Origin of the sequence: Staphylococcus sp. HMSC62D11 (genome assembly GCF_001839145.1) — a bacterium.
Classification (GTDB): domain Bacteria; phylum Bacillota; class Bacilli; order Staphylococcales; family Staphylococcaceae; genus Staphylococcus; species Staphylococcus lugdunensis.
On the sequence record NZ_KV840207.1, the window covers coordinates 1 to 21761 of the forward strand.

A 21761-nucleotide genomic window follows, 5' to 3' on the forward strand; every position below is an offset into this window, starting at 1 on the left:
TGACATATTGTCATTCAGTTTTCAATGTTCATTTTAAAAGCAATCTCTTTTATTATACTTACAATAACTTCAAAAGTCAATTGCTTTATGTCGTTTACTTAAATTATTATATTTCAATTTTATAAGGTTTTCAATGGTAAGTTTTACACCATTTCAATCTTCTTTAAAATTGCTTTACAATTGTTTTTCGACGACTTTTATATCTTATCAAGACTGTTTGTATAAGTCAATCATTAAATCGATATAAATTAAAATAATTATGTGTGCATAAAGTTAGATGTATTATAGCTCACAAATGAATATTCTATCATCTTTTATAAATAATGCAATAGAAAAAGGTGCACTTATAAAAATAAATTAAAGTGCACCTTAATTGATACATAATCACCGTTATTTTATAGTACTTGCAATCACCTTTTGTGCGATAGACGTATAAATTTTTCCTAGTCTATCATCTGGTTGATATATGGATGGTGAAAAATCTTTAGGATTCCATGATGGCTGTTCAAGTGGCAATTCGCCTAATAATTGTGTATTAAGTTCATCAGCTAACTTCATGCCGCCGCCTTTACCAAAGACATACTCTTTATTTCCTGTTTCTTTACTTTCAAAGTAACTCATATTTTCAATAACACCGATTATTGAATGTTCCGTATGCTTTGCCATTGCCCCAGCTCGTGCAGCGACAAATGCAGCAGTTGGATGTGGTGTCGTTACTATAATTTCCTTACTTGAAGGTAACATCGTATGGACATCTAGTGCAACATCTCCGGTGCCAGGAGGTAAATCTAGAATCAAGTAATCTAATTCTCCCCATTTTACTTCAGTAAAGAAATTCGTTAGCATCTTTCCAAGCATCGGACCGCGCCAAATAACGGGTGCATTTTCTTCAACGAAAAATGCCATTGAGATAACTTTCACACCATATCTTTCGACTGGAATTACTGTCTTTCCTTCAATGCCCGGTTTCTCATCAATTCCCATCATATCGGGGACACTAAAACCATATATATCAGCATCAACAAGACCTACTTTTTTCCCTTCTCTTGCTAAAGCAACTGCGAGATTTACAGCTACGGTTGATTTTCCTACGCCACCTTTACCAGAAGCAATAGCAATAAATTCTACTGGATTATCTTTTGACAATAAGCCTTCAATTGTATTAGGCTGCTCTTTAGTAGTTCCACGATATTGTTCTACAATTTCGTCCGGTAATTGTTCAAATCTTATTCCTACTGTATTTGCCCCATTTTCTTTCAATGTGTTGACAATTTTCATCTGAAGATCTAATTGTGTTTTTCCACCAAGTTGAGCCATAGCAACCTTCACGCTGACATGTTCGATTTCTTCTTTTATTTTTATTTCTTTAATGCCGTTGATTTCACTCAAGGGCACATTAAGTATTGGATCTTTAATTGCACCAACGAGCGCGCTTACTTTTTCTTCTGATAACAACTTTAATCCCCCTTTTAGTTGTTTTAATACTATTCATTATGTATTATTTTAACATTCGAATTCAGTATAAACGTTTTATAATTATAAAAAAAGCAGTTAGCTCAAGCCTTTACACTGAGCAAACTGCTAAATTTTATAATTTACGGCTATTGGTAGTCTTCTTTTCTTGAATAAAAAATGAGCATATAAATGCAATGATAATGAAAGCAGTTACGACCATAAATGCTAAATCTACTCCTGCCGCCACAGCTTGTCTTTGAGCTACTACCTTACTCGTTTCTTGAGAAATAGAAGATTGTATCCATTTAGCACCAATACTCATCAATGTTACCATTAGTCCAGTCCCCAGGGATCCAGCCATGACGCGTGCAAAATTCATAATAGCTGTTCCGTGCGAAATATCTTTATTGTCGAGCACGTTAATCCCTGTGGTATTAATTGGCATCATTAGTAAAGAGATTGCTACTAATCTTAACGCATAGATTATAACTAGAAACATATAAGATGAATCATACTGCAAGAAACATAATGGTAACGTAGCTAGTATGAGTAGAATAAATCCAGTATAAACGAGTGGTTTAAGACCATATTTATCATAAAACTTTCCAGTAAATATAGATAATATACCATTTAATATTGCGCCAGGCATAATGACCATACCTGATAAAAACGCAGACAATCCTAAACTATTTTGCACATATAATGGAATAAGTAATGCAGGACCGACATTCGTCATCATTAAAATCATAGAAGTAATCGTACTAAATGTAAAAACTCTACTTTTAAATACGCGCAAGTTTAAAATAGGATTATCGATGTGTAGCTGTCTATAAATAAAGATACCTACAATCGTGAGACCAATTACAAATGAAACTACGACTAATAAATTAGTAAATCCTAAGTTGCCCGCACTACTAAATGCATATAATATCAATCCAAAACCAAGTGTTGAATATATCACAGAACGCTTATCCAACATCGTATATTTAATGTCATTATAACTCGTTAAAGCGCTACATCCGAAAATAAAAATAACAGCTGAAATAGCCACAACTATTATGAATGGCACACGCCAACTCGTATTATCGATGATTAATCCCGAAAATGCAGGCCCTATCGCAGGTGCCATTTGAATGACTAAGCCAGCTAAACCCATGGCAAAACCTCTTTTTTCTTTTGAAAATAAAGAAAATAAGGTGAATTGCATCAAAGGCATGATAACGCCGGCTCCCATAGCTTGAACTACTCGGGCGATCATAAGCACTGCAAAATTAGGTGCAATTGCTGCAATAATAGAACCTAATAAAAATGTTCCCATAGAGGCAATGAATAAAGTCTTACTTTTAACTCTATCCATCAAGTATGCAGTCAGTGGAATCATTGTCCCATTAACTAGCATAAACCCCGTTACAAGCCATTGTGCTATATTTTCACTGATATTTAACTCTCGCATAATGTGAGGAAGTGCAGTATTTAACAGTGTTTGGTTAAGAATCGCGATGAATGCACTAAGTAACATTACTGCTACAATGATATTTCGTTTATGTTTAGATATCGATTCAGCCACCATATTACTTCCTTTCATCAAAGTAAACTATTTAATTATTTTTCCAATTTCTGTCTTATTAAACAAGGGTTTTGCTCACATTATGAGTTACGTTGATTTCTATTTAAATTTTCACTATCAGGATAAAAGACAATTTTACACATATATAAAAAGCCAATAATGAGCATAATTACCCAAAAATCTATTTTAATATATGCGTAGTTAATATGAATGACAAAGTAAAAAAGAATGGTTGTTACTACATATGATATGAGATGAAAGGTACCACCATTAAAATAATCATTTTCTGGTAATTTTTTTCTAAAATAGTCCATTAAATGTTCTATAGCAAAAAAGATAAAATAACCAAAAACAATGTAGCTACCATAATATATTAAATTGTCTATGAAACTTTTATCATAATCAAAACTTCCTAGATGAAAGTATATGAGCAAACGACTTAAACCAAACAGCCCAAACCCTAAGAAAGTTAAAAATACTGCTCCGGAGACAACAAAGACAGCAAAAACTAATAATGTTACTAATATGTTGTTATTAAATCGTTTCATTCTTTCTGCCTCCTCCTAAAATTATACAATAGTATTTTAACACTATTTAGTAGCTATTGATATGGAAAGACCGCCTATCATAATAGATAAACGGTCAGATGAAAATTAATCATGCTGTTCTTTATACGTCCATGACCATGAAATCATTAAAATAATCATTAATATAACAATACTTCCTAAAATGTTCTGTAAATTTGCTCCAAACAATCCATGTGTCGTTGCATATAAGTACCCCATCAAAGAAGAACCTACTGAGGAGCCCAAGTTTTTAGTCAGAGCATAAAATGACATCATTTTTTTCATATATATAGGACTTGTTTCTTCTTGCACGATTACACTATCCTTTGTATAAACAAATCCAAAGCTTAAACCAGCAAAAATCACCGCAGTCGCAATGAGCAATGGTAAATCTAAATTTAAATAGATAATTATACTCGCAACAAGTAGCACTGTAAACGCTCCAATATACAGCATTTTTCTACTACATAAATTTTCAATTTTAGCCAAATTAAAATTCAAAATAATCCAAGCTACAGATAAAGGAAATATGATGAAACCACTTTGCAATGGAGATAATCCCAAATGATCTTGCAAATAGATTGGAATATATAAATTATAGCCCATGAGCGAAAGTGCAATAACAAAGTCTGTAATAAATACTAACGTTATTGATCGATTAAATTCAACAATAGGTAAAAAAGGTTGCTTTATTTGCGCTTCAAATTTAAACAAACCGAACAATACAATGACAGCTAATAGAATACTTATAATATTTATTACTATCATATGTTGATAAAGTAGTCCTATCATTAATAACAAAATAAATATATAAAATAATGTAATGCCTTTAACATCAAAGTTAGACGCTTTAACTTCCTGTTCATTAGGAAAGTGGTAAGTTATAAAGACAAGTATAATAGCAATGATAGCAATAGGTATATTAATAAAAAATAGCCAATGCCATGTTGCAAATTCTAAAATGCCTCCCCCAAGTACAGGGCCAATAATACTAGAGACACCCCAAACACTACCAACTATACCCATAATTTTATATCTTAGAGGAATTTCAAATGCTAATTTTGGCACAATTTGAGTTAACGACATCATTACCCCTGCACCAAGTCCTTGAATAGCTCTTGACGTAATTAAAAATGCAAATGTTGGACTAAGGCCAGACATTAAACTTCCAAGACCAAATAAAAATAATCCTGTTGCAGCTATGTATATAATTTTGTATCTAGTCAGCAATTCTCCAACAATAGGATTGGCTATTACAAGAGCAACAAAATATATTGTAAAAACTAATGATATATTGTTTCCAGCATGGAGGTCTTCTCTTATAGTAGGCATGGCTAAAGAAATAATCGAAGTTTCAATTGCAGCCATAAACATTGTTAAAATCAGGGCAACAACCACACCAATTGATTTTAATCTCATATTAGATACCTCCCTTTCTTTCAAAATATTGCCTATATATATTATCAATGTTTGTAATTAAAGTATATATCACTGCTTAATTATCTTCTTAAAAATATAAAAAATAAGACTGATGGCCTATATGCTAAGACCACCAATCTGTTAATTTATATTATTTATTACATAAAATAGAGGATAGCAATTAAATGGAAAAGTGACGCAAGTACAATAAATAGATGCCATATCATATGAAAATAATTTCTATTCTTTTGAGCATAAAACCAGGCGCCAATAGAATACGCAACTCCACCTAGAAATATAAATAAAATAAACCAAAGCGATGTTCTCATTAAAATGATAGGAAGAAAAATGACGCCTACCCATCCCATTACAAGATATACGATTAAGCTTAATTTAGGATTAACACGGGTCGCAATTGATTTGTATAGAATACCCCAGATGGTTGTTCCCCATAATAAAGTAAATACGGCCCAACCAATCCATCCTCCTACAACATGTAAAAGAACTGGCGTATACGTCCCTGATATTGCAACATAAATCATACTGTGGTCGATAATCCTCAACACATATTTATGAATACTATTATTTTTCATTGTGTGATAAATGGTTGATGATATAAACATTAAGAAAATGCTAATAACAAAAATTGAAACACTTAAAGACTGTAGTGCACCACCATCATTATAACTATGCACTGCTGCATAAGGTAAGATAAGCAACGTCAGAAATGCTGCAACTCCGTGCGAAACAGCATTACCTATTTCTTCTCCAAATGTTAGTGGGATGATGTCTTTAAAACTTTCTACTACTGAATCCTTTGACTTCTTAATTGATATGTGAGGCATCTCTATATCACCGTCCTATGAAATAATATTCATTCGTTCTAAATCAGCTGTCGCTGTAGCTACACTATCTTTACCTTCTTTATTCTTCAACGGTGAAAACTCTTCATCGCGTTCAACTTGTAACGTGATAAAGCTTGTTGCATAACGGAATATATCAAAATAAAATAATTCGAATTTAAGCGTTGGCTTTTCAACTATACCAAAATCTTCATCTAACTGTTTTAAATTTTTAATAGCTAAATGATAAGGTAAATCATAGTTAACAGCTTGATTAATAAAAGCAAGTTTAAATGCATGTATACCAATATTGGCATTATTAAGCTTATTTGCCAATTGCTCATCTAACTCTGAATATTCTAGCACGGTATCTTTACAATCTTTATTAACTAAACGTCCAACACTTTCGCCTTGCTTAGGCTGAATAGATTTAGTTGTTATGTCTAAATCGTGCACAACAGTGAAACCAGCAAATAGCGGATCAAGTACTTTCACTAATACATTATCTATATTATTTAAGAAAATATATTTAACGCCATTATCCATCATCTGATCTAAATACCCGGCTTTTTTCAGTGATTTAAACACCCCACCATTACCATTTGGTGTTTCCATGATATAGCCTTGTTTATTAAGAACCAGCTGACCTTGCTCACTCAACGCTACCATGTTGTCTTGTTTGAAGAAATGGACATTTTCAGCATTAAAACCAAAGAATTGATGATCTTCAAAATATGTAACTGTAGCCTCATGATTAATATCACTTGTCATGATATACCAGTGAATTAAATGTCCAGTTTGATGTTGTAATTTCAATAATTGACGTGCTTGCAATTCAAATAGACTTATTCCTTTAATTTCAAAAGAACCTTTAGGACCTTGATAACCTAACCTTGTGCCTTGTCCCCCAGCCATTAATAATACCGCAAACTCACCATTTCTTATTGCTTCTATACCTTTTTGCTCATATGCATGTTTATCTTTATCATTCATAGCTGCTTGATTTACATAATTAATCTCTGAAATATCATTAATATCATCTATTTGTCGTCGATTAACATATAGATCTTGATATAATGCTTGTATTTCAGCCAAATCTAATGAATCAACCTTCTCCTCTAATTGCTCTTTTTCATTATTACTCATTAATTTTTCATATTCACATAAATGTGCTTGATTATATTTTTCAAGTTTATTTTTATCCAAAATGCTAATACGCTCCTTATGTAAATTACATATCAAATGCTGCTATTGATTACAACATTGTCAATAATAATTTATATTCATTTCAAATCACATCATAATATAAAACGCTTTGGAAGCGGAACAGAATCCATTATGAATTTGTTGTGCTGCCCTGGCAAGATTGACTTGCATTGAAAAAAGCTTAGTATTAGCGTATTTTCAATCTTAGTCAACTACTACCAAGATTTAGTTCATAACTTAAAACATAATGATGTCCCTAGCTCATGCAAAGTATTTTCCTATATAAAAGAAAAAATCCTCAAATGCGGGTTGAAATAAAGTATATGCTGCACCGACTGTTAACGCAGTAGCCAGTGATAAATCCATCCATCCCCCTGTTTTCACGGTAATTGGAAAGTGAATATTCTGAGGAAGTGGATAAAATAATTGAACTCCTCTAGGTGTTAACATATCTAGTATAACATGAGATAGCAATCCCCCGATAATTGAAACTAAATAATACAATGGACTATGAATTAAGACAAGCGCAGATGCAATTAAAAAAACGAATATAAGCGAGTGTGTGAAAGTGCGATGACCAAAAAGTAATCTTATTATAAAACTTATTAATTTTAATCTTCTTCCAATTTTACTTCTCATATGGCATATATCTGGCAATAAACTTGCCATTGTAGCTAAACACATGACAGTAACAGTAGTAAATATATCTGTTTGATAATACTGTGTTGTCCATGCTCCTACTAAAAGACCACACGATGCATGTGTCTTTCCCGTCATAGTTCACACTCCCTTTTCTTTCAAATATAATAGCATAATTTGACCCTAAAAGCGAACATACTTTCGCTCAAATAATTAGTATGTCACAAATTTAAAAAAGTATCACATAAATACTTGAAAACGATTGCAATTTGCATTATTATTAAATTACAAATTGTTAAAAGGAAGTGTTCTATAATGGCAATGACAGTAAAAAAAGATAATAATGAAGTTAGAATTCAATGGCGTGTTGCAGATATTAAAATTCCAACACAAGATATTAAAAACATTTCACAAGACCAAGATATACATGCTGTTCCTGAATTAGATGAGAAAAATATTTCTCGCATTGGATCTACATTCGGTAAAACAAATCGCGTTATTATAGATACTAACGATCACGAATATATTATTTATACACATAACGATCAAAAAGTTTATAACGAACTTACAAAATAACATTTTATAAATTAGCATAGAAGCATTTAGAGCAGTCTGAGACATCATTATGTTTTAGACTATGAACTATATGGCAGCAGTTAGCGGGGCGGGGCTACGAATTCATAATGAATTCTGTTCCGCTCCCCTCATTTTACGTTAATTTAATAAATAACATCCATTCATAAAAAAAGCATACGTAGTTAAAGCCTTATCAGCTTTTTTACGTATGCTTTTACAATTTTTATAACTCATTTTATTACAAAAATAAATGTGCCATTAAAGAAATAATTGGTAACGTAATCAATGTTCTTATTAAGAAAATCATAAATAACTTCCCTACACTTACTGGTATTTTAGAACCTAAAATAACACCGCCAACCTCAGATAAATAGATAAGTTGAGAAATACTTAAAGCACCTACGACAAATCGAGTTATTTCACTATGAGCACCTTGAATTAATATTGAAGGTAAAAACATATCCGCGAAACCAATTATCAAGGTTTGTGATGCTGCAGCAGCTTCCGGAATTTGTAAAATATTTAATAATGGAATAAATGGTTTTCCAATAAATTCAAATACCGGTGTGTAATTAGCAATTATAGTCGCTATTGTTCCGATTGCCATAACCACCGGAAGTACAACAAACCACATATCAATAACCGTTTTAAAGCCAGATTTGAAAAAATTAATAAAACCAGGCGCGTTTAAACCTACTTTCGTCGCTTCTTCTAAGCCATAGCCTAAAGCACTTTTACCCTCTGGCAAATCTTCATCATGAATTGAACCGTTCGTATCTTTAGCATATTCATCTGGAATTGTGTTTAACGGCCAAATTCTTGGCATAATAACAGCTGCAATTAAACATGAAAGTATGACAGATGAATAAAATAATAAGAACCTAGATTCCATGCCAACCGTTCCAGCTATAACAATTGCAAATGTAATAGAAACAACACTAAACGTTGTTGAAATTACAGTTGCCTCTCTTTTTGAGTAAATACCTTTTTCATATTGTTTACTGGTAATGAGCACTCCCACAGTACCATCTCCAATAAATGAGGCCAAGTTATCTACTGTTGAACGACCAGGTAAAGTAAACAATGGTCTCATGACCGGTCTAAACACAGGCCCTAAAAATTCTAACAAGCCATAGTCCATTAAAAATGGTAAAAATAATGCTGCAAAGAAAAAAACTGCAACCAATGTAGGTAATAAATCGGAAAATATTAATCCACCTGTTTCATTTGAATAAATCACATGAGAGCCAAATTTAAAATAAGTCATCCAGACAAAACATACTGCTAATACTCTTAATATAAGCCAGCCCCATTTAACATTAAAAGCACTGTACATTAACCCTTCTGGATTCAATTTATTCTTATAGAATGTAGAACATAAAATAGATAATATCCCAGAAAGCGTAACAATAAACAAGATGATTAGCGGCATGGCCTCTCCTAAAAGAGATTTAAGTGCGCCTGCTAAATAAGCAACCGGTAACGTTGTGGTTTTTTGACCATCTTGTACAACTGGTACTGGAATTAAAAATAAAATGATACCTATGATGGACATCACAATAAACTTTGCGCGACCTCTAATAATTTCTTTCTTCGAATAACCTTCCATTTAAACACCTTTTCTATTTATATATTGTGTCTACTATATACATTCATTTTGCATTTAGAGTCTAAACAATCCCCATAAAGCAATTAATAATTTTTGTAAATGCATTTTTATGAAATTTTTCGTATTAATAAACTATATCTTATTTTACCTAAATCTTCAATACCTAAAAAAAGATTGAAATAATATGTCACAAATTGTTACATCCATAAATGTTAAACATTAGATATTACAAATTGCTAAATACTATTTCAATCTCTTAAGTGATTATAATTTTTTCAATAAAAATAGGAAATATGGCACGCCAATAATTGCTATTATGACACCTACTGGGATATCTAAAGGTGGATGTATGCCTCTGGCTAAAGCATCACTGAATAAAATAAGTGCTGCACCTATAAGACCAGACATCAAAACAATATGCAAATAGCGTTGTCCGACAATTGAACGCGCAATATGCGGTGCAATTAATCCTAGAAAACTAATACCACCCACTACTGAAATCGATGCACCTGCAAGAACTACAGATAATATCAGTAATGTCATTTTTAAACCTTTTACTTTGGCACCTAATGCGATTGCCAACTGATCTCCCAAATTTAAAATATCAAGTTGATAACTTAAAATTAAAATCAGTGGAATTGCAATGATAAACCATGGAAAAATCGCCAATACATTTTCAATCGTATGCCCATATAAGCTACCAGTTAGCCATAATAAAGCATTATTTGCATCCATAGGATTTCGTATTAGTAGAAACTGTACAATTGCTGTACAAATCGCACCAATTGCTAATCCAATAAGTGCTAAACTAGACCCTTTTACATTAAATCTAGATATGAGAATAGACAAAATCAAACTAATACATAGCGCACCGATAAATGAACCCACTGGTAATAAAAACAAGGGTGCTGATGGAAAAACCATTATAAGTATAACCGCAGCTAAACTTGCACCTTTAGAGATACCGATAACATCTGGAGATGCTAACGGATTTCTAACTACACCTTGAATTATCGCACCTGAAATCGCTAGACTGCAGCCAACGAGTAAACCTAATAATGTTCTTGGAATACGATATTCATTTAAAATAAAGTCATCAAAAGTGAACATATGTTTTAACGCATAAATGGGTGAAAACATAGTAGAACCGACACATAAGCTACTGACAAATGCAATCAATAGCACAATCAGCACAATAGTATAACGTCGAATTAGTACTTTTTTAGTCAATTCTTTTCACCCCTTTTAACGTAAATAATAGGAAGTATATAGCGCCGACAAACGACGTCACAATACCTACTGGAGACTCAAATGGAAATGTAATAAGTCTACTTAGTACATCGGAAAGCAGTAATAAATCGGCACCAATGATAAACGTTAAAGGAATTAATACTGAATAATTTTGTCCTACATAGTGTTTAACAATATGAGGTACAATTAATCCGATAAATCCGATTGGCCCAACAATAGACACAGACGTACCTGCAAGTACAACGATTAATAAACCAGCTATAATGCGAACTAACTGTGTTTTTTGACCCAATCCTTTGGCGATGTCATCTCCTAGATCCATAATACTAAGCTGTCTACTAATCATCAATGTAACAACCACCGCAACAATAATCCATGGAACAACTGCCAATAATTGCGTCCATTTTAAACCATTTAATGAACCTACAAGCCAAAACATTACTGTATCGTTTGAATCTTCATTTAATAAAATGATACCTTGCGTTAAGCTGCTAAAAAAGAGATGAATTGCCATTCCAGCAAGCGCTAGTTTAACGGGTGTGATTTGACGTGTCGATCCGGATAAAACATATACCGTTAAACCACCTAAAAATGCGCCTAAAAATGCTAATGGTGTCGCAAAATTTCCTAATGAAGGCACTAATACTGTTACTAATACAACAACAAATGAAGCGCCTGCGTTCACGCCGAAAATTTGAGGTGAAGCTAGCGGATTTCTAGTCATTGCCTGCATTAGCAAACCTGCGAGTGCCAATGCACCACCTATAATTAAGCCCCCAATCATTCGAGGCATTCTTACATTATGAATTAAAAATGTAGCTCTTGATTCATGTGTCGTAAAAAAATAATCTATCACATCGTGAAAATGTATTTTGGATGATCCAACCGCTAAATTAAAGTAGATACAAATAAAAAGAAAGCACAAGCTCACCACATAGGTGAGCATAGTGCGTTTCTTGTTTTGTTTTTCGATAGCGGATTGACTAGATAGTTTTGTCATAGTCTTTCCTTACCACCTTACTTTTGCTCTTTCGTTGATAAATCTACAATTTCTTTCGCCATTTGTTCTGAAGAAATTAAACCACGTGCACGTGCCCATAAGTCTCTATCTACAACATCAACACGATTATGTTTAACTGCATCTAATTTTTTCCAGACTGGATCTTTTTGGAATTCTTTATATGATGGTTCTTCTGGACTTGCTTTATCTGTCATGATAAACATTCTTTGTGGATTAACATCTGCAAGTGTTTCTGAATTTAATTTCAAATATGGTCCTTGTAAATATTTACTTAAACCTTTCGTTACATCATCATTTAGTGCTTCTTTGAAACCTAACTCACCTAAAAGTTGTCCAACATATGAGCTACTAGGGTGTGCTAGTAAACCTGATTTAGATGCAACAGCAGGTAATACTTTTTCATTTTTGTCAAATTTGATTTGCTTTTTATATTCTGCCATTAATTTATTATGTTTGTCTAAGCGTTTTTGACCTTGTTTTTCTTTATTCAATGCTTTGGCAATCGTTTTATAAGCGTTTATGTTTTCTTTATAGTCCCCATCAAAGCTTTTCAACATCACTGTTGGTGCAATTTTATTTAATTCTTTATAAATACCTTTATGACGCTGACTATCAGCAATAATTACATCGGGTTTTGTTTTACTAATTTCTTCTAAATTAGGCTGTTTACGTGTCCCTACTGATGTATAGCCTTTGATTTTATCACGTAATGGTTTGATTATGCGATTTGGTTTGTTATCATCTGCCACACCCACCGGTTTAACATCTAAAGCAGCAAGTGCGTCAATGAATGAGTATTCTAGGACTACTACACGTTTTGCATCTTTAGGAACCTTGACATTCCCTTGTTCTGTTTTAACTTCAATCGTATCTTTTGAAGACGATTTTTTATTAGAACTACTTGATCCATTATCACTGACATTGCCACAAGCAGCAGCAGTTACTAATAAAAACAGTAGCCCAATGATACTTATGTATTTCCAAGCCTTCATTCCATGTCACTCCTTAATTATAGTATTTACATTATATAGTGTATTGATAACGATTATCAATGTCAACCTAATTTTATTAAAATTTATATAGAGAAAATATGTTGTGTAAATACAAATGTTATTTATTTTATCTAAAATATTTCCTATTGATTAAAGACTGAAACAAGGATAAGTCAAGCATAGATTCTGGTAAAACAGTCTGGGACAGAATTCCTAGAAAAATACTGAGCGGGACAGAATTCATAATGAATTCGTAGTCCCGCCCCGACAAGGTTGACTAGGATTGAAAAAATTTGGTATAAGCTTATTTTCAATCCAGTCAACAACTAACAATGGAAACTTCAACATTAATCCGTTACATTATTTACAGATATAAGTCTTAATATAACAGTTTCTGTTACTGTTTATGTTCTTAAACATATGACAATCAAACTAATTATCACAATTTATACCAATCATATCCTTTATTGGTCTGCTTCTTAATTTTTTAGATGTTGATGGTGTTGATGACATTGTCGCATCGTATTTTTATCAAAATTTGCAATTAACGCATTTATAAGGTCATCATTTACATAATTCTTTTCTAAATGGCGCATATACATTGACTGGGTTAGTGCTTCATGACCTAAAGTAAAGGTTATGGTATCGCCTAATTGATAGCCATCTTGATTATTTAAGTCAATCATTAAATAGTCGCTTGATGCACCTATAATTTTCAATTCTTTATCCATCGGTTGAATGTTGTTAGTCACTGTATCTATATAACCAATATTGACGATAGCTTGTAAATATGACTGCTTTGTCTCCATATTTACTCTTGGCTTAATTTCGATAATTTGCGCTTCTAACGTAATCGCATGTTGATATAAATTAGGCATAGGCTGACCTGACGTAGTATTTTCACCCCTAAATAATGTATCACCAATGCGTAGGTCATTAATTTTTCCTAAGTCATTATACATTAATTGTGGCAACATACTGGAATTGCCCCCAGAGATAAGTTTTAAACGATATCCAAGTTCTTTCTCTACCGCACAAATAAATTGATTCATCGTAAAAATATCATCATCACTAGGTGCCTCAGATTTAAAACTCATAAAATTAAATGCCAAGCCAATAACTTTGATATGTTTTAAAGACATAATTTCATGTAAATATTGCAACACATCATAGGTTAAAACACCTTCACGTCCATCTTTCCAGTCCACCATCAACACAATTTGATGCGTAGTCCCTAAGGTCTGTGCAACCTCATTTAAACGATATATTGACGTTAGTTCTGTTTGAACACTTATCTTAACATGCTGAATAATCTCTTTATCACAGTCTTCTGCATGGGATTTCAACAGGATAAAATTTACATCTGGATCACCAAATCGCTGAATATTAGCTAATCTTGAATCTGCTATTTCAGTTAATCCTACTTGCTTCAAAACCTTCAAAATTTCACGATCACCTGCAATCGCTGTGACAACTGGTGTAAAGTTAATATCTTTTGAAGCTAAAAAAGACTGCAATACTTGAGCATTATATTTAATTTTAGCTAAATTAATATTCAATTTAGGCATGAGCTACACCTCACTTTCTAATGGATTATCAAATTCTATACATTTTTCACGTGCAAGTTCAGGATATAGGTATTGTTGAAATGAGGAATGATCTTTAACTTTCGCTCCAAAAAACACCTTTTTTAAAATATCTGCATGTGGTCTAGTGTCATCTATTGCCGTATAAATCACTTGCTGAACAATGCCGTATAAACCATGTTCTGTAATACCTTCATATTGTGTAAAATGATGAACTAATTCTGCAAGATGATACTGTATAACCGTTCGTTGTAAGTTAGCAACAACTTCTTCGATTGAAGCACTGTATATATCATGATGCGTCAGTCTTAAATCTGAGAATTGTTGACATAGTGTTGGCATATGAATACTTATTCCATTTATATCTCTAAAAATAAATTTCATTTGATAATCATTGCCTAAATGTACAATGATATTTTGCATGCTAGCATCTAATGCTACCCCATAATCTTGGATAGCATTAATTAATGGCGTCAATAAAGTATCACTATATGAAGAAATAAAATGTATCACACTTTCTTGTGTGACGCCGTTACCAAGCCATTCTAAATAGCTATCAATAACTGTATGTTGATCAACCGGATTAGTATTAACTAAACTTGAAGAAGCAATAGTAGATCCTGGTTCAAAGATAGCTGGCTTCTGATTGACACTACAAGCTAATTGGCTTGAATGTTCAATATCTGCCTTTACATGTGATACAAAAGGCTTACATGTAACTTCTAAGTCAGAATCATCCTTAAAGATATGTTGCAAAATTTGAGTTATTTTTGGTGCATCTTCCATAGTTATAAAACAATCTCTACGAATTGAATGAATATCTCGAACATCAACTGATACTTCAACTTGATAAGGTTGATGTATTAAATCTAATGTCTTAAATGATTCAGTAGCTTTAGCTTCAATTGTTAAAGGCGTTGGCAACAACCAGTTTTCACTAACCCATGATTCAAAAAATTTTGCAATGACATGCTTATATTGCCATGGATGGACAATCATAACTCGATAGCGATCCAATTTAAGACCCAACGGTTCAATATAGCGCTTAAGTTTACTTCGATATTGAGGAATAACTTGATTTAGAATAAACTGACTATCGTTATTTATTGTAGCTGTCTTGATTTTATCTTGATGCACGAGCATTATCGGTAAATGAATTGTTTTTTCAAATTCTGCCGTATATTTTTTTACTGCCTCTATGGACATAGGTAATTTCATTTTCTCAAGCGGCTGAAGCGCTAGCCCTTCAGTCACTAAACTTTCAGAATACATCAAATCTTGCGTGACACCATTATCAGCTAAATGCTGTAACCAAGTAAAAAAATTTAATGCCTCTGGTAATCTAGCAAATGTCATACTTTGAGTAATTACATCGTGTCGATGTTCAAAATGTTTATAACTTTCAATTAAACAATCTCTGCTATGGATAAGTTCTTTAGAAAGTTTTGTAGATATTTTTATACTAAAAGAATCTCTTAATATATCAATAAGTTGTTCAACTGACATGATTGAATTCTTATGATTACCACATTGATAAATAATATCTTGTGTGAACTCAAACCGTTGAAATGAACTTTTTCTAATGACAGTCATATAAAGTACATGACAATGATATTGAATTTCTAGTTGCTGAGGGCTTTCTGTAATCTTAGTACCTTGTGCAAAAAGACGTTCTTTGATTAAAGTATTCATAAGTCGAAATTGGATATTTTTATCAGCACGCACCTTAATGTGATGTTTTATCATGCCCTGCCTCCATCCATTTACTTCATTATAGTTTTATCTATGTATATCAATTGTTCAATTGATAATAATTATCATTATCACTAACATGGATTATACAAATAAAATGCTTATTTGTAAAATTTTTTCATATCAAGTATTGAAGTAATCACACCAAATTTTTTGTACACAAAAACGCGCTTCGATTTTATCTATCGAAGCGCGTAATATTATTTATTTAATGATAACTTATTGTAAGCCTTGTCTCTCTTTATTATTGTTATCATTGTTTTTTTCATTTTTTTGTTGCCATTCTTTTTTAGTCATAACGTCATCAACTTGCATATTCACTTCAACAACGTCTAAACCAGTAATATATTTTACTTGTTCTTTAACTAAATCAGTGACTTTACGGAAAATTTTAGGTGCAGATTCACCATATTCTAGAATAACTTTTAAATCTACAGCTGCTTGTTTTTCTCCAACTTCAACTGATACACCAGTAGTGACATTGTTTCCACTTGAGAACGCATTAGAGAAACTATCAGCAATACCACCTTTCATATCTAGAATACCTTTAACTTCACGAGCTGCAATTCCGGCAATTTTTTCAACAACTTCATCGGAAAATGTTAATTTATTTTCAAATTGTGGTTCTTGATTTTGTTGTGCTTGTTTTTGTTGCTCTTGTCTTTCTTTTTCGTTAACACCCGTTTGATTATCATATGCTTGTTTAGCTTTGTTATTATCTACAGTCATAGTCATTCTCCTTTTAATTTTATTTGATTTAATAATTGATGAATTTTTTCACTTCGTTTATTTTGTTAACTCCATCTATTTAAAAAATTCATAAAATCTTGAGTACGGTCTTTAATATACCCAATGCCAATACCTATTAAACATAAGACAATGATTAAAATTGTCTTCCAGAATCCTAAAGTTAGGAATAAAATTGCTATGAGTAAAAAGGCAAAGAATCCAATGATACGCCATTTATATGCTTTAATCATATTAATAATGTGTTGGCTAGAATCTTGTCCATTATGATTATTATTGTCAGCCATATTATCCCTCCCTTACAATACGCGAGGACCAGATGTTTTTTGGTCTCTCACATTTACTTCTAATTTTCTTACTGGAATTTCGGCAAAATATTCAATGTTTTGCTTAATGTCTGAACGAATACCTTCAACTAAAGAAGTTGCCTGAACATCATTCGGTACTAAGAAATCCGTTTTAACATCGATATAAGATTTGTCTTTTTTGTTATATAGCTTTGTAATCACATTAGGTTGTCGAACTTGGTCATAATTTTTTAGAGTGTCATAAGCTGTGCGTTCAATTGCTTTTCTTGAGATGTATACATGACCATCATCAAAATCTTTATATAAGCCAGGTTTTCTATAGGTTGGTTTAAAAATGCTAAATACTAAAATTAAACCAATCAATATTAAAAACGCAGCTAATCCAATTAATAGTGGTTGGAACCAATTGAATTGTAAGAAATAGTCTTGATATTCTGAAATACGACTATCTTGTATATACATAAACAAGAGGAAGCCAACAATAACCACTATTAATAGGCCGAGGATGAAATTTTTCAATCTTTTCACCTCAAAGCACCTCCTTAGCTATTGTTGTATGAATTATTTATTATGGTTTACCCTTAATTAAATTTAAAAAACATTAATACATTCTATAAAAACATTTTTCTAAATTTATTATTAAGAGTAATTTATTTCCACCTTATGATTATTCCCAATTTTTTGATTTGAAAACCTTTTATTACTAAATATTAATGACAATATGATAAATATTTTGATTAGGCTTATATTGTCTGCCGTTTTAGAACACACAAATCATTTATATTTAGAGATTAAATGCTTGATAATGGTTATTAAAAAACATTCCTTTTTTTGTTCAAAAAAATACCATGAAGCATTAGGATTTACGTCTAACACTTCATGGTTCCAAACAACCCAAAACATATTTATTTTTTAAGCTATGAACTAAATATTGTAGTTGACTAGGATGGAAAATACGCTGATACCAAGCTTTTTTCAATCCTAGTCAATCTAGCCGAGGCGGGACTACAAATTCATAATGCATGCTGTCCTCGTCCCTCTTTTGTCATTTCAATGGATTAATATATATTCAAAGCCTCTTATAGCTTAATCACAAGTTTTCCTATCATTTGATTGCTTTCAATAATTTGATGCGCATCATATAAATGCTCAGCTGATAAGCCCTCAATAACTTTTGTTGTTGTAGGTTGATAGATACCCGCTTCTATTTTCTTTGCAACATCTGTCAGATACTCTTGATGCTTAATCATATCATCTGTATTAAATACTGGTCTCGCAAACATAAATTCATGTGTTAACGTAAGACTTTTGGGCTTTAATGCATTTAAATCTTGCTTTTCTTTAAATGCCACAATGGTTGCTATCTTTCCAAGCGGTTTTACAAGTTCAATCATCGTATTGTAATACATATCAGTATCGTATGTACAAAAAATAAAATCTACAAATTCACCATGTTCACTGTGCAATTGTTGTACTAAATCATCATGATGATTTAATACGATATCCGCACCCATCTTTAATGACCATTGAATAGATTCTGGTCGAGATGCCGTAGTTATAACTTTTAAACCATATGCTTTAGCAATTTGTGTTGCAATACTACCGACACCACCTGCACCGTTAATAATTAATATTGTCTTATGTTGATTAAGCTCAGGATCAGTAGCAATGTTAAATACATCAAAAAGTACTTCTGATGCTGTAATTGCCGTTAATGGCAAGCTTGCACTCGCTTGGGCAGAAATATTTGTTGGTGCTTTAGCTATTAGACGCTCATCTACAGCATGATATTCAGCATTTGCACCGGGTCTTGATGATGTGCCTGCATAGAATACGACATCTCCAATATCAAACATTGAAACCGACTGTCCTACAGCTTCAACTTTACCTACGGCATCATATCCTAAAATACGCTGTTGACCATTAATAGGTCTGATACGTGTTTTCCCATCTACTGGATTAACACTTATTGCTTCTACTTTTACTAAGACATCGTGTGCATTTAATACCGGCATATTAATGTCTGTTTCATAGAAAAAATTACCTTCACTTAATTCAAAGGGTCTATTTGCTATAATTGCCTTCATTTCATTCACCTCAAAGTTTTTCTAAGTTACTCAGAAACTTTTACGATTTGTTTACCAAAGTTATCTCCGGTAAATAAGTTTTTAAATGCTGTAGGTATTTCATGGAAACCATGCGCAATGGAAACTTCAGTTTTAATTTTACCTTCTTTAACCCATTGTGCTAATTGTTCACTTGCTTCTTTAAATGTATCCGAAAATTCTGCAACTAAAAAGCCTCTCATCATAGCTTGTTTTTTTATTAATGTTCCTTGAATACGTGGACCAATATCCCTTTCTGGATGATTATAAGATGATATAGCCCCACAAACCGGAATACGAGCAAAACGGTTTAAATGTTTAAATACTTCATCACTAATCGCACCACCTACATTTTCAAAATAAACGTCAACACCATCTGGAAGCGCTGATGCTAATGCCTCAGCAAAATCGTCTTTTTTATAATCAATACCTGCATCAAAACCAAGTGTTTCTGTTAAATAATTAACCTTTTTAGTACCTCCTGCTATACCAACCACTCGAGCACCTTTAATCTTAGCAATTTGACCAACAACTGCTCCGACAGCACCAGATGCAGCAGATACTACAACGGTTTCTCCAGCTTTAGGTTGACCAATATCCAGTAATCCATGATAAGCTGTTTGACCAGTCATACCCAGTGTACTTAAATATAATTCTAATGGCACATCTGTTGATGGTACTTTATTCACTTGATTACTTGGTAGCGTATGAAATCTTTTCCAAGGTAACATCCCAATAACAATATCACCTTTTGTAAAGTCATCACTCTCGGACACGACAACTCTTGCCAAAACATGACCAATAATTGGTTGATTTAATTTAAAAGGTTGTACATAGGAATCTGAAGGTGTCATTCTGCCTCGCATATACGGGTCAACAGAAATATATAATGATTCAATTTGAAGCTCACCATTTTTAGGCGTTTGAACATCAATATTTTCATATTTGAATGTTTGATCATTAGGTATTCCTTCAGGATATTGATTTAATACAATTTGTTCATTTTTCATGACAAAGCACCCTTTCTCTCTTTCTTTCAAGTATAGTAGTCAAACGCCAATAGCTCAATTTCATTGCTTTTAAAGTTAGGTATATCCAGTAATTCTATGATTTCTTCCATAAAAATTGGATTATTTCATTGGCAACTTTGTTATTTTCGTGAAGTTGACTATGTTGCGCCGTAGCACCAGTGTATTGTGACTCTTTATAAGATTTGGGACTGTCAGCCAATAAATATTTTAATGACTTTGAAGAACTGTTAGATACGCGACCATCAGAGTGCGTACCATCTTGGATATCACCGTAAATATTTAATACATCAATCTGTTTGTCTTTATAGTTATTTTTGAGACCAAGTAATTGTTGATAATTCTCTGTCATTTTACTCGGCTTCCCATTTTTATCAACACTAATTTCGTTTACCTTTTCATTAAAATTTAAAACACCATTAAATGTTCCCGCAATGTTTACTTCTTTATTAAGTTGAGGTAATTGCGTATCTTGACCATATAATTTCATAAAATAAGCAAAAGATAAGTTTCCCATAGAATGCGCGACAAAATTGTACTGCTTAATATGAAAGTCGTTTTTTAATTTAGTTAACACATTTTTGATATGACTTGCATTTTGCTTAACATTACCATTTTTATTATCTTTTAATTCTATTTTCACAATTGGATTAATTGCATTTTTAGCTAACTTTCCTTTAAACGTAATATCTCCATTCTTGTCTACAATTGCTGTTATGACTTGATTGGTCACACCATGATTTACAGCTTGTTGCACCATATATTTCTCTGAATTTGCACTGCCACCATAACCATGCAAAAATAATGTTGCTGTATGCGAATGATTATAACTTGAACTATTTTGTTTTGATTGTGAGGATGATTGACATCCATAAGTTAAAAATAACATCAACGTTAATATTGCTATGAGTAAACCTGTTTTTTGAAATTTCATTGATTATACCACATCCAATTATTTTGTATTCAGTATACCTAAGTTAGTAAAAATTGCCATGAAAAAAACTCATATACTGATGTCTATGACTAGATGAATTACCTTTGACTTTAAAATATCTACTACTTCAATATATTGCCTTTTCTATAATAGCATTT

The 21761-nt window shown here is 32.3% G+C and carries 20 protein-coding genes; 1 reads left to right on the plus strand and 19 read right to left on the minus strand.

Features of this window, described 5'->3' with window-relative positions; translation table 11 throughout:
* Positions 1-390 precede the first annotated feature (390 nt).
* The 7 genes from HMPREF3267_RS11560 to HMPREF3267_RS11590 all read right to left on the minus strand — a co-directional run bounded on the left by HMPREF3267_RS11560 (position 391) and on the right by HMPREF3267_RS11590 (position 7832).
* Positions 391-1455, minus strand: coding sequence for an Mrp/NBP35 family ATP-binding protein (locus HMPREF3267_RS11560; protein WP_002459975.1), 1065 nt, complete (start codon positions 1453-1455; stop codon positions 391-393).
* Between the two features lie 133 nt (positions 1456-1588).
* A complete protein-coding gene (locus HMPREF3267_RS11565; protein WP_002478928.1) occupies positions 1589-3025 on the minus strand; it encodes an MDR family MFS transporter in 1437 nt (478 codons plus the stop codon).
* A 77-nt stretch (positions 3026-3102) separates the two neighbouring features.
* Entirely contained in the window at positions 3103-3570 is a 468-nt protein-coding gene (locus tag HMPREF3267_RS11570) for a SepA family multidrug efflux transporter (RefSeq protein WP_002478927.1), read from the minus strand.
* 105 nt (positions 3571-3675) lie between these two features.
* Positions 3676-5007 carry a multidrug efflux MFS transporter SdrM gene (gene sdrM / locus HMPREF3267_RS11575; protein ID WP_002478926.1) on the minus strand — a complete coding sequence of 444 codons (1332 nt, stop codon included), beginning with the start codon at positions 5005-5007 and terminating at the stop codon, positions 3676-3678.
* Between the two features lie 158 nt (positions 5008-5165).
* Entirely contained in the window at positions 5166-5852 is a 687-nt protein-coding gene (locus HMPREF3267_RS11580) for a PAQR family membrane homeostasis protein TrhA (RefSeq protein WP_002459981.1), read from the minus strand.
* A 15-nt stretch (positions 5853-5867) separates the two neighbouring features.
* Positions 5868-7058 carry a UTP--glucose-1-phosphate uridylyltransferase gene (locus HMPREF3267_RS11585; protein ID WP_037540597.1) on the minus strand — a complete coding sequence of 397 codons (1191 nt, stop codon included), beginning with the start codon at positions 7056-7058 and terminating at the stop codon, positions 5868-5870.
* A 258-nt stretch (positions 7059-7316) separates the two neighbouring features.
* On the minus strand, positions 7317-7832 hold the full coding sequence (locus HMPREF3267_RS11590) for a metal-dependent hydrolase (RefSeq protein WP_002478924.1): 516 nt from the start codon (positions 7830-7832) through the stop codon (positions 7317-7319).
* A gap of 177 nt (positions 7833-8009) precedes the next feature.
* On the opposite strand from HMPREF3267_RS11590, the gene HMPREF3267_RS11595 reads away from it, so the two are divergent.
* Complete coding sequence (locus tag HMPREF3267_RS11595) at positions 8010-8270, plus strand: SunI/YnzG family protein (RefSeq protein ID WP_002459987.1); 261 nt, start codon at positions 8010-8012, stop codon at positions 8268-8270.
* Between the two features lie 238 nt (positions 8271-8508).
* Here the strand turns inward: HMPREF3267_RS11595 and HMPREF3267_RS11600 are convergent, their stop codons facing one another.
* From HMPREF3267_RS11600 to HMPREF3267_RS11655, 12 genes are all read right to left on the minus strand, one after another.
* A complete protein-coding gene (locus HMPREF3267_RS11600) occupies positions 8509-9879 on the minus strand; it encodes a YjiH family protein (protein WP_002478923.1) in 1371 nt (456 codons plus the stop codon).
* Between the two features lie 264 nt (positions 9880-10143).
* The gene (locus HMPREF3267_RS11605; RefSeq protein ID WP_037545058.1) at positions 10144-11109 is read right to left on the minus strand and encodes a FecCD family ABC transporter permease; all 966 of its coding nucleotides are present in this window, start codon (positions 11107-11109) and stop codon (positions 10144-10146) included.
* The gene (locus HMPREF3267_RS11610; protein ID WP_062077916.1) at positions 11102-12130 is read right to left on the minus strand and encodes a FecCD family ABC transporter permease; all 1029 of its coding nucleotides are present in this window, start codon (positions 12128-12130) and stop codon (positions 11102-11104) included. The genes HMPREF3267_RS11605 and HMPREF3267_RS11610 overlap by 8 nt, the downstream gene beginning before the upstream one ends.
* A gap of 17 nt (positions 12131-12147) precedes the next feature.
* On the minus strand, positions 12148-13143 hold the full coding sequence (locus HMPREF3267_RS11615) for an ABC transporter substrate-binding protein (protein ID WP_012990779.1): 996 nt from the start codon (positions 13141-13143) through the stop codon (positions 12148-12150).
* 479 nt (positions 13144-13622) lie between these two features.
* The gene (locus tag HMPREF3267_RS11620) at positions 13623-14711 is read right to left on the minus strand and encodes an alanine racemase (protein ID WP_002478919.1); all 1089 of its coding nucleotides are present in this window, start codon (positions 14709-14711) and stop codon (positions 13623-13625) included.
* Positions 14712-14714: 3 nt separating this feature from the next.
* A complete protein-coding gene (locus HMPREF3267_RS11625; protein ID WP_070648195.1) occupies positions 14715-16475 on the minus strand; it encodes an IucA/IucC family protein in 1761 nt (586 codons plus the stop codon).
* Positions 16476-16700: 225 nt separating this feature from the next.
* Positions 16701-17210 carry an Asp23/Gls24 family envelope stress response protein gene (locus HMPREF3267_RS11630; protein ID WP_002478917.1) on the minus strand — a complete coding sequence of 170 codons (510 nt, stop codon included), beginning with the start codon at positions 17208-17210 and terminating at the stop codon, positions 16701-16703.
* Between the two features lie 65 nt (positions 17211-17275).
* Positions 17276-17515 carry a DUF2273 domain-containing protein gene (locus HMPREF3267_RS11635; protein ID WP_002459996.1) on the minus strand — a complete coding sequence of 80 codons (240 nt, stop codon included), beginning with the start codon at positions 17513-17515 and terminating at the stop codon, positions 17276-17278.
* Between the two features lie 12 nt (positions 17516-17527).
* Entirely contained in the window at positions 17528-18064 is a 537-nt protein-coding gene (gene amaP / locus HMPREF3267_RS11640) for an alkaline shock response membrane anchor protein AmaP (protein ID WP_002459998.1), read from the minus strand.
* Positions 18065-18615: 551 nt separating this feature from the next.
* Positions 18616-19623, minus strand: a complete 1008-nt coding sequence (locus tag HMPREF3267_RS11645) for a zinc-binding alcohol dehydrogenase family protein (RefSeq protein ID WP_062077920.1) — start codon at positions 19621-19623, stop codon at positions 18616-18618.
* Between the two features lie 26 nt (positions 19624-19649).
* Positions 19650-20651 (minus strand): NADP-dependent oxidoreductase, encoded by a 1002-nt coding sequence (locus HMPREF3267_RS11650; RefSeq protein WP_037545065.1) that lies wholly within the window; start codon positions 20649-20651, stop codon positions 19650-19652.
* 94 nt (positions 20652-20745) lie between these two features.
* On the minus strand, positions 20746-21603 hold the full coding sequence (locus HMPREF3267_RS11655) for an alpha/beta hydrolase (RefSeq protein WP_062077922.1): 858 nt from the start codon (positions 21601-21603) through the stop codon (positions 20746-20748).
* Positions 21604-21761: the final 158 nt, after the last annotated feature.